This window comes from Actibacterium lipolyticum (assembly GCF_900184935.1).
Classification (GTDB): Bacteria; Pseudomonadota; Alphaproteobacteria; order Rhodobacterales; family Rhodobacteraceae; genus Actibacterium_A; species Actibacterium_A lipolyticum.
Genome location: NZ_FXYE01000001.1, coordinates 1320983 through 1332782, shown reverse-complemented (window position 1 = coordinate 1332782; position 11800 = coordinate 1320983). Strand labels below are relative to the sequence as shown.

Annotated in this window: 13 protein-coding genes; 9 read left to right on the top strand and 4 right to left on the bottom strand. The window is 56.9% G+C overall.

The window, feature by feature from the left end; translation table 11 throughout:
* Positions 1-140: 140 nt before the first annotated feature.
* A complete protein-coding gene (locus tag COL8621_RS19110) occupies positions 141-281 on the top strand; it encodes a hypothetical protein (protein WP_176438442.1) in 141 nt (46 codons plus the stop codon).
* A 63-nt stretch (positions 282-344) separates the two neighbouring features.
* The gene (locus COL8621_RS06645; protein ID WP_093966482.1) at positions 345-668 is read left to right on the top strand and encodes a TfoX/Sxy family DNA transformation protein; all 324 of its coding nucleotides are present in this window, start codon (positions 345-347) and stop codon (positions 666-668) included.
* Positions 669-744: 76 nt separating this feature from the next.
* On the opposite strand, the gene COL8621_RS06640 is transcribed toward COL8621_RS06645, so the two are convergent.
* The gene (locus tag COL8621_RS06640; protein ID WP_093966481.1) at positions 745-1155 is read right to left on the bottom strand and encodes a hypothetical protein; all 411 of its coding nucleotides are present in this window, start codon (positions 1153-1155) and stop codon (positions 745-747) included.
* 192 nt (positions 1156-1347) lie between these two features.
* Between COL8621_RS06640 and COL8621_RS06635 the strand changes: the two genes are divergently transcribed.
* Entirely contained in the window at positions 1348-1746 is a 399-nt protein-coding gene (locus tag COL8621_RS06635; protein WP_093966480.1) for a DUF4112 domain-containing protein, read from the top strand.
* Here the strand turns inward: COL8621_RS06635 and ndk are convergent.
* Complete coding sequence (gene ndk, locus COL8621_RS06630; protein ID WP_093966955.1) at positions 1743-2165, bottom strand: nucleoside-diphosphate kinase; 423 nt, start codon at positions 2163-2165, stop codon at positions 1743-1745. The genes COL8621_RS06635 and ndk overlap by 4 nt on opposite strands.
* Positions 2166-2283: 118 nt before the next feature.
* Between ndk and COL8621_RS06625 the strand changes: the two genes are divergently transcribed.
* From COL8621_RS06625 to COL8621_RS06615, 3 genes are read left to right on the top strand one after another with little or no spacing between them, the layout of a single operon-like run.
* Complete coding sequence (locus COL8621_RS06625; RefSeq protein WP_093966954.1) at positions 2284-4131, top strand: ABC-F family ATP-binding cassette domain-containing protein; 1848 nt, start codon at positions 2284-2286, stop codon at positions 4129-4131.
* Positions 4132-4134: 3 nt separating this feature from the next.
* Positions 4135-4755 (top strand): MarC family protein, encoded by a 621-nt coding sequence (locus COL8621_RS06620; RefSeq protein ID WP_093966479.1) that lies wholly within the window; start codon positions 4135-4137, stop codon positions 4753-4755.
* Positions 4756-4815: 60 nt separating this feature from the next.
* Positions 4816-5397 (top strand): retropepsin-like aspartic protease family protein, encoded by a 582-nt coding sequence (locus COL8621_RS06615; RefSeq protein ID WP_093966478.1) that lies wholly within the window; start codon positions 4816-4818, stop codon positions 5395-5397.
* On the opposite strand, the gene COL8621_RS06610 is transcribed toward COL8621_RS06615, so the two are convergent.
* Both COL8621_RS06610 and COL8621_RS06605 read right to left on the bottom strand, forming a co-directional pair.
* Positions 5386-5859, bottom strand: a complete 474-nt coding sequence (locus COL8621_RS06610; RefSeq protein WP_093966477.1) for a DNA polymerase III subunit chi — start codon at positions 5857-5859, stop codon at positions 5386-5388. The two genes, COL8621_RS06615 and COL8621_RS06610, sit on opposite strands and share 12 nt — an antisense overlap.
* Entirely contained in the window at positions 5859-7328 is a 1470-nt protein-coding gene (locus COL8621_RS06605) for a leucyl aminopeptidase (protein ID WP_093966476.1), read from the bottom strand. The genes COL8621_RS06610 and COL8621_RS06605 overlap by 1 nt, the downstream gene beginning before the upstream one ends.
* Positions 7329-7456: 128 nt before the next feature.
* Between COL8621_RS06605 and lptF the strand changes: the two genes are divergently transcribed.
* From lptF to COL8621_RS06590, 3 genes are read left to right on the top strand one after another with little or no spacing between them, the layout of a single operon-like run.
* Positions 7457-8578: an LPS export ABC transporter permease LptF gene (gene lptF / locus COL8621_RS06600; RefSeq protein ID WP_093966475.1), complete on the top strand. Its 1122-nt coding sequence runs from the start codon at positions 7457-7459 to the stop codon at positions 8576-8578.
* Entirely contained in the window at positions 8575-9675 is a 1101-nt protein-coding gene (gene lptG, locus COL8621_RS06595; protein ID WP_093966474.1) for an LPS export ABC transporter permease LptG, read from the top strand. Before lptF ends, lptG begins: the two co-directional genes overlap by 4 nt.
* On the top strand, positions 9675-11792 hold the full coding sequence (locus tag COL8621_RS06590) for an LPS-assembly protein LptD (protein ID WP_093966473.1): 2118 nt from the start codon (positions 9675-9677) through the stop codon (positions 11790-11792). Before lptG ends, COL8621_RS06590 begins: the two co-directional genes overlap by 1 nt.
* Positions 11793-11800 lie beyond the last annotated feature (8 nt).

Sequence of the window (11800 nt, the reverse complement as noted above, 5' to 3'; positions counted from 1 at the left end):
TCAAATTTTCCCCGTGCGCCATTGGGAGAACATAATCATTGTGTTCTACTAAATACGCACTCATCTGGCTGCCGGGATGGGCGTTTGTATCAGTAATCATGGCGTTGCGTGACGCCCGTTTTGTAACAGGAGCAATGGAAATGGCTAATCGCCTTCCACCCAAACCCAAGCAGCCCATCGGGCAATCGCAGACCAATGAACAGGTCCGTGCGACGTCCGCAGCGACAAAACCGGCGCCCGCGCCGAAGCCGACGCTGATCAGTGACTGGGCCAGCATCTGAACCGAACGGTTCCAAATTCATGGGCGCCCCGCTAAGTTGGTGAAAACCGCAGTGTAGGCGCCCATGCCCAGCCCCGTTTCAACCATCCGCAACCTTGGCCCCGCGATGGAGGCTGCGTTTGCCCGCGTTGATATCAATTCCGCGGAAGAGTTGCGCGACCTCGGCGCTGATGCCGCCTATGCCCGACTGCTGGAAAACGGCCAGCGGCCCCATTTCATCGGATATTACGTGATCGTCATGGGCCTTCAGGGCCGTCCGTGGAATGACTGTAAGGGCGAAGAAAAGAAAGCCCTGCGAAAGCGGTTTGATGCGTTGAAAGCCGCACACATGGATGTGGGGTTGAGCGAGCTAGAAAAAATTTTAGACGAAATCGGGGTTCGGCGGTGAAACGACACCCGTAGTAACGAGCTTGCATCCATCGCTCTGAATGCAAGCTTCGCCCAAAGCCTGATTACGACTGGCGTTATCCCACGGCCTTTTGGCGTTTGGCGATCCCTCTAGCCCCCAACCAAAAGCCAAACTGCAACGCCACGAAATAGGTAATGAATGACGTGATGAAGACGGATTCCGACTGCATCCACAGTGGCATCTCAACAGGTTGTTCCAACGTATTAAGGATTCGCAAGCGCAGCAAAGGCACCGCAATTATGAAGGCCCCCATGACTGCGGTAAGACCCGCGGAAACAAGGCGATTGGGACGCGTAGCACTGCGTTTCTGAAAGGCATCACCAGCGATATAGGCCGCGATAAAAGCGACCAACAAACCGCCGACTGCAAAAGGCCGACCTAACAAAATAGTTGCAACCAGTAGGAACAAACTCCCAATCAAATACGAACCGCAGAAATACCCTATTGCGGCGAAAAATCTCTTCATCTTATGACTTTCTGCTATTTGTTAAAAAAACTAAGGGTGCCTGCCCGAACTCTGAATAGGCGGCAAACTGGACATTAGTTAGGCAAAAACTTCACCCAAACCACTTGAGTGCGAGCCAGCCATTTCCAGTTCATCCGCGCGACGACCATCCGCGGCTCTTTAAATCGCTGCCGGAAGCCCCATATCAATGTTATGGATCATAACATTGAAAAGAGATTGATTACGCTAGAGAAACTAGCCTACCGCATGGAAAATCTGGTTCCTCTGCCGGGGACCGGACTGCGGCTTGGACTGGACGCGATGTTGGGGTTTGTCCCTGTGGTCGGCGACAGTTTGGCGCTGATTCCGGCCGCTTATATCATCCGATCGGCCCATACGATGGGCGCGCCGCGTCGTATGCTTATCCGGATGGGGCTGAATGTTGGCGTCGATTTGATCATCGGCTTTGTTCCGCTGATCGGTGACGCGTTCGACATCGCATGGAATGCTAACACAAAGAATGTAACCCTTTTGCGCGGCTATCTTGAAACGCAAACCGCCCACGCCGAATGGGCGCGGGCGGCTGTTACGTTCGAGGCTGAACCGGCTTAGCCGACCAGTTCAAGACCCGAGAAGAAGTAAGCGATTTCAACCGCTGCGGTTTCTTCAGCGTCGGAACCGTGAACCGAGTTTTCGCCGATCGACAGGGCGAATTCTTTGCGGATCGTGCCTTCGTCAGCTTCGGCTGGGTTGGTTGCGCCCATAACTTCGCGGTTTTTCGCGATGGCGTTTTCGCCTTCCAGAACCTGAACTACGATTGGCTCGGACGCCATGAATTCACACAGTTCGCCGTAGAATGGGCGCTCTTTGTGGACTTCGTAGAAAACGCCAGCTTGTGCTGGTGTCAGGTGGATACGCTTTTGCGCGATGATGCGCAGGCCAGCGGCTTCCAGCTTGGCGTTGATCGCGCCAGTCAGGTTACGCTTGGTTGCGTCGGGTTTGATGATGCTAAAGGTGCGCTGAATGGCCATGTCGGTCCCTCTTTCGCTTCGAAGTTTCGGTGTTTCAAATCGCGGCCCTGCTAACATGGGGCGATGCGCTTGAAAAGCGGCGATTGACGGGCGCTGCGGCATGGGGCACATGGGCCGCATGCTCCGTATCAGCGATATATCATATTCAGTCGAAGGCCGCCCCCTTTTCGAAGGGGCCTCTGCCGTAATTCCAACTGGCCATAAGGTGGGCCTTGTCGGCCGCAACGGCACAGGCAAGACAACGCTCTTTCGCCTGATCAAAGGCGAGCTGACGCTGGAGGGTGGCGGAATCTCCCTGCCCTCGCGCTCTCGTATTGGGGGCGTCGCGCAAGAGGTCCCCTCTTCTTCGACCACGTTGTTGGACACGGTCCTTGCCGCCGACACCGAACGGGCCGAGCTTTTGGCCGAGGCCGAAACAGCCACCGACCCAACACGCATCGCCGAAGTACAGACGCGTCTGGCAGACATTGATGCCTGGTCCGCCGAAGGGCGCGCCGCGTCGATCCTGAAAGGCCTTGGTTTTGACGACGAAGAACAGCAAATGCCCTGTTCGGCGTTTTCGGGCGGTTGGCGTATGCGCGTGGCGCTGGCGGCAGTTCTGTTTGCGCAGCCCGACTTGCTGTTGTTGGACGAACCGACCAACTACCTTGACCTTGAAGGCGCGCTTTGGCTTGAGGCCTATTTGGCGAAATACCCCCACACCGTTCTTATTATTAGCCACGACCGCGGCCTGTTGAACCGTGCGGTGGGCGCGATTCTGCATCTGGAGGATAAGAAGCTGGCCTTTTACCAAGGCCCCTACGACCAGTTTGCCCGCCAACGTGCCGAACAGCGCGCTGTTCAGGCCGCGCAGGCCAAAAAGCAAGACGCACGTCGCGCGCACCTTCAAAGCTTTGTGGACCGCTTCAAGGCGAAAGCATCGAAGGCCAAGCAGGCGCAAAGCCGCGTGAAGATGCTGGAAAAGATGCAACCCATCACCGCACCCGAAGATGCGGCGCGCACGGTTTTCACCTTTCCCGACCCAGAAGAGCTGTCGCCCCCGATCATCGCGCTGGAAAGCGTATCGGTTGGCTATGACGACACGGCCGTTCTGAAAAAGCTGAACCTGCGGATTGACCAAGACGACCGGATCGCGCTGCTGGGTAAGAACGGTCAGGGTAAATCCACGCTGTCCAAACTGCTGTCTGGCCGACTTGACCCGATGGGTGGGCGCATGACGTCCTCTAACAAGTTGCGGATTGGTTTCTTCGCGCAGCATCAGGTGGACGAGTTGAACATCGACGAAACTCCGCTGCAGCACCTTCAGCGCGAGCGCCCCGGCGTAATGCAATCAAAACTTCGTGCAAAACTGGCCGGGTTTGGCCTTGGCGCGGATCAGGCCGAAACCGAAGTTGGACGTCTGTCAGGTGGGCAAAAGGCGCGGCTTTCGCTGTTGCTTGCAACGCTGGACGCGCCGCACCTTTTGATCTTGGATGAGCCGACCAACCACCTTGATATCCAAAGCCGCGAAGCACTGGTCGAGGCGCTGACCGCCTATACCGGCGCGGTCATTCTGGTATCGCACGACATGCACCTTCTTAGCATGGTGGCGGACCGGTTGTGGTTGGTAAAGGATGGTCAGGTCGCCCCTTATGAGGATGATCTGGAATCTTATCGCAAGCTGCTTTTGACAGTCGATAAGCCTGTCAAAACCGCCGCACCTGTTGAAAAACCCAAACGTGCCAGCAAAGATGAAGTTCAGTCGCTGCGCGCCGAGGTTCGCAAATGCGAGGCGCGCGTCGAAAAGCTGAACGAGATGCGTGACAAGCTGGCAGTAAAGCTGGCCGCGCCAGAAATGTACGAACCTGAAAACCTGAGCGAAGCACAGGTTTGGCAAAAGAAGTACGCCGAGGTGATGAACGGGTTGGACCGCGCAGAGGCCATGTGGATGACGGCAATTGAAAAGTTAGAAAAAGCAGAAGCTTAAGCAATGGAACTTACCTTCTATATCAGCGCTTTTGTCACGCTGTTCGTGATCATCGACCCGATCGGGCTTGCGCCGCTTTTCGTTGCCATCACCCATGGGATGACCAGTCACGAACGACGCGCTGTGGCAATGCGGGCGGCGGGCATTGCCATTGGCCTGCTGACCTTGTTCGGCGTGTTGGGCGAAGCTGTGCTTGGGTTTGTCGGCATCTCTATGCCGGCCTTCCGCATCGCGGGGGGCATCCTGTTGTTCCTGACCGCGCTTGATATGTTGTTCGAACGCCGCAGCAAGCGGCGCGAGGATCAAACCGAAGAAGAACGCCCCGACCCCTCTGTTTTTCCACTTGCGACCCCGCTGATCGCTGGGCCCGGTTCAATGGCGACGATGATCCTGCTGACTGGCGAAGTTCAGGGCGATTTCGCGGCAATCGTGTTCATTCATTTGATCATGGCGGTGGTGATCGGTCTGGTCTTGGTCATGTTCCTGACCGCAGGCCTTTTGGAGCGCGCCTTGGGAAAGACCGGTATCAACGTTGTAACGCGCCTGTTGGGCATGTTGCTGGCGGCCTTGTCGGTTCAATTCGTGCTGGATGGCTTGGCTGATCTTGGCCTAGCGCCGGTTTGACCCCTCCCAATTCGCGACAAACTCCCTACATTAACAGCAGAACGCGAAAACGGGTGACACATGCAGGGCGATGATTACGGCCGAATGATTTATCTGGTGCTGCTGCTTGGGGCCATCCTTGGCTATTTCCTTGTGCAGAACCGTGACCGGCTTGGCAAAGTCGTACAGCAGGCCGCCGTGTGGGGCCTGATCTTTGTGGGCGTGATCGCGGGTATCGGCCTGTGGTCAGACATTCGCAACACGGTCATTCCGCGACAGGCCGTCTTTGCAGAACAAGGCCGCGTAGAGGTTCCCCGCGCCCCGGACGGGCATTTCTATCTTACGCTTTCCGTCAACGACGCGCCGCTTCGGTTTGTCGTCGATACCGGCGCAAGCGAAGTGGTCCTGACACCAGAAGACGCAAAGAAAGCCGGGCTTGATACCTCTGACCTTGCATTCACCAGCGAAGCACGCACCGCGAATGGCGTTGTGAAAACCGCGCGCGTCAAACTGCGCGACGTTCAACTTGGCGCTTTGGTTGATGTAAATGTGCGGGCTTGGGTGAACGGCGGCGAAATGGATACATCCCTGTTGGGGATGAGCTATCTTCAGCGGTTCGAAAAGATGGAGATCACGCGGGACCTGCTGGTTCTAACCCGCTGACGCCCCGCTTTCGGCCTTTTTCGCCCACCGACCAGTTTCTTCGGACCAATACTGCGCCGCAACGCCCGCGCCAGTCAGCGCCTTCCATTGGCCACGCGCCCGGTTCACAGCGCCTTCGTCATTCCCATCAAACAGAATACAAACGCGTTCCAGTGCGCTTACCTCTTCCGAAGTAACCTCTGCGCCATCGACGGCCATCAGACAGGCCGCTGCGTTGGGAATTTCGGCCTCTTTGGTTAGCAAAATGGGCTGATCGGCATCAAAGCCCGACCCAGAAACACCGTGGGGCAGAAACCCCTCTTCCGGGCCAAGCCAAAGACGTTCATCAAGCCACTTAAGCCGTTGATCAGACGTACCGCGCACAGCCACCCGCCACCCCGCCGCCAAAGATTTCTCTAGCAGCATGGGCAGCGTCACCTCTAACGGGTGACGTGTTAGGTGATAAAATAGCGCGTTGCCCATCAGCCTTCGAAACGATCACGAACCAAACGATCCAATGCCATAACACCCCAGCCAGTCGCACCTTTGGGGGACAGGGTCAGATCGGTTTTGACACTTGCGACACCCGCGATGTCCAGATGGATCCATGGGCAGTCCTCTTTCACGAACCGCTTTAGGAACTGCGCCGCTGTGATCGACCCAGCCGTGCGACCGCCAGAATTTTTGATGTCGGCGATCTTGCTATCAATCAGCTTTTCATAGGCTGGCGACAGCGGCAGACGCCATGCGCCCTCTCCCTCGGCACTGGCGGCGTTCAGGAAGGCGTCGCAGATGTCGTCATCGTTGGAAAAGACGCCGGCGTTTTCGTGGCCCAGCCCGATGATCACGGCACCGGTCAGCGTGGCAAGGTTTACCATCGCAGCAGGCTTGAACCGCTCTTGCGTGTACCAAAGGACATCGCCCAGAACCAAACGCCCTTCTGCGTCGGTGTTAATCACCTCAACAGTGTCCCCCTTCATCGAGGTGACGATGTCGCCGGGCCGCGTCGCTTCGCCCGAAGGCATGTTTTCGACAAGGCCGACCAAGCCAACCACATTGGCCTTAGCCTTACGCAAAGCCAAAGTGCGCATCACACCGGCAACCACGCCAGCCCCGCCCATGTCCATCGTCATGTCTTCCATGCCCAGCGAAGGTTTCAGCGAGATACCGCCGGTATCAAAGACCACGCCTTTGCCAACCAGCGCGAAAGGCGCATCGCCTTTTTTGCCGCCATTCCAATGCATGACGACAACCTTTGACGGGCTGACGGACCCTTGGCCGACGGACAGCAGCATCCCCATGCCAAGCTTTTCAAGATCGGCCTCTTCCAAGATTTCGACCTCCAGACCAAGCTCTTGCATCGCGGCAAGCCGTGCGGCGAAATCATCGGTCGTTAGCACGTTCGCAGGCTCGTTTGTCAGGTCGCGGGTAAAGAAGACGCCCTCTGCAACTGCAGCCATCGGAGAGGCGGCCGCAGCGACCTCTTCTGGCTTTGTAGCCATGAATGTGACGCTGCCCGGCACCGTCTTTTCACTGGTCTTGTGGATGTTGAAATCATAGCAGCGCAGCGCATAACCAAAGGAAACATCCGCGGCCCGCGTGTTGCTGCCAGCAAGAACAAGATGGTTCGCCGCCCCTTGCAGCTTGGCAAGTGCTGCGCCGGCCTTGCGCGCATTTTCAACGCTTGGGCGGCGTTCAAGGCGCACCACGTCGATCGCCTCCGCGGCCATCCCTACTGGATAGGCCAATGGCTTTACATCACCCGATTTCATCTTGCCGAACGCATCGCTTTCAACGAACCGCGCCACCGCACCGCGGGCCAGTTTGTTCACACGACGCCCCGACGGATCAAGTTTGCCATCCTCTGTGACAAGAACTGCAACGCGCCCTTCAGCGGTCGCAATCGCATCCAAATCAGTTTCGGAAAAGGTGATCCCTGTCGGCGTGGTCATTGGCGCTCTCCTTTGACATTTAGCAACTTACCTAGCCCTTGCCCGCTCACTTGACCAGATAGCAGTTTTCGGCGCCCGACAATTGGTCTACGGTCGGTTGCGTTTCATAGGGCCCTTGGGGGGACTGCGTGTCAAAATTCGACCGATACCTGCTGTCGCAACTGACAGTGCTTTTCGGCTTTTTTTCGCTTGTGCTGGTATCCATCTATTGGGTGAACCGGGCGGTGCTTTTGTTCGACCAATTGATCGGTGACGGGCAAAGCGCATCTGTGTTCCTAGAAATCACCGCACTTGCCCTGCCCAATGTCATCCGGCTTGTCCTGCCGGTGTCGGCATTCGCGGCGACCGTCTATGTGATCAACCGCCTGACCTCTGAAAGCGAATTGGTTGTTGTTCAGGCGATGGGATATTCCGGGTTCCGCTTGGCACGGCCCGTGTTTGTTTTTGGCCTGATGGTGGCCCTTTTGGTCGCGTTGCTGAACCATTTTCTGGTTCCCGCCAGCCGGGCAGAGCTTTCATCGAAAAAGGCAGAGATCGCTGAAAACATCACCTCGCGCCTATTGACCGAGGGGCAGTTCCTTCATCCTGCCACCGGGATCACCTTTTATATTCGCGAAATCACGGCCGACGGTGAACTGTTGGATATCTTCCTTTCGGATGCGCGTGATCCGGCACGGCGCACCACTTATACCGCCGAACGCTCTTTGTTGGTGCCCGACGATGAGGGGCCGAAACTGGTGATGTTTGACGGCATGGCGCAAACCCTTCGCTATGAGGGGCAGCAGTTGTCGACCACACGGTTTAAAGATTCGGTCTATGACATTGCTGGGCTTATCATTTCGCGCGGCGGCGGGCGTCGTGCGATCGAAGAGCTTTCAACACCCGAACTGCTTAGCGTCGCGCCCGAGTTGTTGACCGAAACCCGCGAAACCCCGGCAAGTTTCCTTTACGAAGCACACGCCCGTATTGCGCAGCCGTTTCTTGCGGTGGCAGGCCCGCTTATCGGATTCGCCGCCTTGATTCTTGGCGGGTTCAGCCGATTTGGCGTGTGGCGGCAGGTCTTGTTGGCGGTGTTTTTGCTGATTGTTCTTCAGCTGCTGGACAATGCGATGGCTGATGTTGCGCGCAAAGGCCCAACCTTGTGGCCCGCCGTCTATATCCCCCCTATCGCTGGCGTATTGTTTGCGATGGGCCTTTTGTGGATCAGCAACTATCCCGGTCTGTTCCGCCGGAAGGAGACAGCCGCATGAGGTTGCACATCTATTTTGCGCGCAAGTTCGCCTTTTCCCTGTTTGCAGTATTTGCGCTGTTCCTAACAATCATGCTGTTGCTGGATGTGGTTGATCAGATCCGCAAATTCGAAATCGGGACGATCACATTCACACAGGCCCTTGGCTTGGCAGCGTTAAACGCGCCTTCCGGGATCTATCGCATTTTGCCGCTGATCGTGATGCTTTCCACGTTGATGCTGTTCCTTGGTCTTGCGCGCACTTCGGAACTTGTGGTGACGCGTGCGTCGGGTCGTTCGGCATTGCGCAGTTTGATCGCGCCCGTGATTACCGCGCTGATTGCTGGGTGCCTTACCATTGCCGTGCTGAACCCACTGGTCGCGGCAACGGCAAAGAAATACGAAAGCCTTTCGAACACCTACAAACGCGGCACCAGCAGCGTTTTGTCAATCAGCCGCGAGGGGCTGTGGCTGCGCCAAGGTGGTGAAGGCGCGCAGATGGTGATCCGCGCGGATCGCGCGAATTTGGATGGCACCGAACTTTTTGATGTCAGCTTTATCGCGTTCAGCCTTTCCTCTGGTCCGATTTTCAGGATCGAGGCGGAAAGCGCGGAACTGGTGAATGGGGCGTGGCAAATTATCAAAGCAAAACGCTGGATTCTGTCGGACCCCGATGCGAACCCCGAACGCGATGCGACGCTTTATGACACGCTGTCCCTGCCCTCTGATCTTACGGCGGATCGCATTCGCGACAGTTTTGGTACACCCGCTGCGATCCCAATCTGGGAGCTTCCAGATTTCATCAACAGCCTTGAACGCGCTGGGTTTTCCGCATTGAAGCACCGGGTCTGGTTCCAGATGGAATTGGCCGTTCCGATGGTCTATGTCGCGATGGTACTGATTGCGGCAGGGTTCACGATGCGTCACACTCGATTTGGCAAAACCGGCACCATGGTTATGTTTGCCCTTGGGCTTGGGCTTTCGCTGTTCTTCCTACGTAACTTTGCGCAGGTGATGGGCGAAAACGGCCAGATTCCCGTTGCTCTTGCCGCGTGGAGCCCGCCCTTTGTCGGCATTCTGATGTCACTGGGCCTGCTTCTGCACCTGGAGGACGGTTAATGTTTCGCCGTCTTGCCCTAACGCTTTTCATGCTGCTCGCGCCGATGGCGACAACGGCACAAGAGGTCCCCGCGACGCTGATCGCTGACCGCGTCGCAGTCGACGGCAACGACCGACTGATCGCCGAAGGCAATGTTGAGGTTCTGTACGAAGGCTATCGCCTAAAGGCGACGCGTATCACATACGATCAGTCGAATGACCGGTTGTTGATCGACGGCCCCATGACAATCGTGACCGCAGACGGCACCTACCTTCTGGCGTCCAGCGCGGACCTCGCACCGGACCTTACCGATGGCATCTTACGTTCCGCCCGGTTGGTACTTGATCAGCAATTGCAGCTTGCCGCCGCTGAGATTCACCGTGTCGGCGGGCGCTATTCCGTCCTGCAAAAGACGGTGGCATCGTCATGCAAGGTCTGTGACGGCAGTCAGATTCCGCTTTGGCAGATCCGCGCCAGTCGCATCATCCATGACGAGGACGAGCAGCAGCTTTATTTCGATCATGCGCGCCTTGAACTGCTGGGCCTGCCGGTTTTCTATCTGCCGCGCCTGCGCCTGCCCGACCCATCGCTGAAACGGGCAAACGGCTTTCTGATCCCCAGCCTTCGCATCACAGACAGCCTCGGACCGGGGCTGAAGGTTCCGTATTTCATCACACTCGGCCAGCACGCCGATTTGACTGTCACCCCCTATTTTTCAACAAGCCAGACCCGAACCGTCGAGCTGCGATTTCGCAAAGCGTTTCGGCGTGGCGAGATAGAGCTGAATGGCGCGTTCTCACGCGATGATCTGGTGAAAGGCGAAATTCGCCGGTACGTGTTTGCCGAAGGCAGCTTCGACCTGCCCCGCGACTTCAAGCTGGACTTCGCGATAAAATCGGTAAGCGATCCTGCCTATTTGTTGGATTATGGAATTTCTGACGCTGACAGGCTTGCCAGCCCTCTTCGCGTTTCGCGGACACGACGCGACGAATACATCGGCGCAGGTTTGGTTTACTACACCTCATTGCGCGATGACGAAGCCGACAACACCTTGCCGGGCCTTGTGACCAACGCAACGTGGCAGCGTCGGTTTGAACCAACCGCGCTTGGCGGGATCGTCGAAACGGAATTGGAGTTCTTTGGCTTCAACCGCCGATCCGGCGAAGACATAGTTGGGCGGGACGTTACCCGGCTTTCCGGCAATGTGAATTGGCGCCGCGACTGGGTGGCGCCAAATGGATTGCTGCTGGGGGCGATGGGTGAACTGTCGCTGGACTATTACGGCATTCAAGATGACAGCGCGCACAGCGACCCGATCTTTCGCAGCGCGCCATTCGCAGGCGTCGAAATGCGTTGGCCAATGGCCAAGCAAACCGCAAGTGGCGCGTCCCATATTCTGGAACCCATCGCGCAACTTGTCTGGAGCAAGACCGACACAACCGGCATTCCCAACGAGGACAGCCTGAGTGTTGAGTTTGACGAAGGGAACCTTTTCGCGCTGAACCGCTTTCCGGGGACAGATGCCTATGAACAAGGCCTGCGCGCCAATATCGGTGTCGGTTGGACGCGTTATGACCCAACCGGCTGGTCCGTTGGGGTAACGGCCGGGCGCATTTTCCGTGAAAGCAACCTAAGCCAATTTTCCATTGGGTCAGGCCTTGACGGCATCAATTCCGACTGGATGGCGGCGGTGCACCTGAACACAGCCGAAAACCTGTCGCTGACAAACCGCGCGGTTTTTGATGACGCTTTCAACTTCACCCGAAACGAATTTCGCGTCGATTGGGATTACAAGCGGTTGGACCTTGCCTCCAGCTATGTTTGGCAAGAGGCCAATTTTACCGAAGATCGCACCGTGGACAGCTCTGCGTTGCTCTTGGATGCCTCTTATCGACTGAAACGAAACTGGACCGGAAACATAGACTGGCGCTATGACTTCGTGACAGAACGTGCGGCACGCGCAGGACTTGGGTTAGAGTATCGTAATGAATGCGTTACGGTCGATCTTTCCCTCTCGCGCCGCTTCACATCCTCGACTAGTGTAAGGCCGACGACAGATTTCGGTCTGACAATATCCCTCAACGGGTTCGGCACAGGGGGCGACAACACCGCCTACACCCGCAGCTGCACCCGATAAGACAGAGC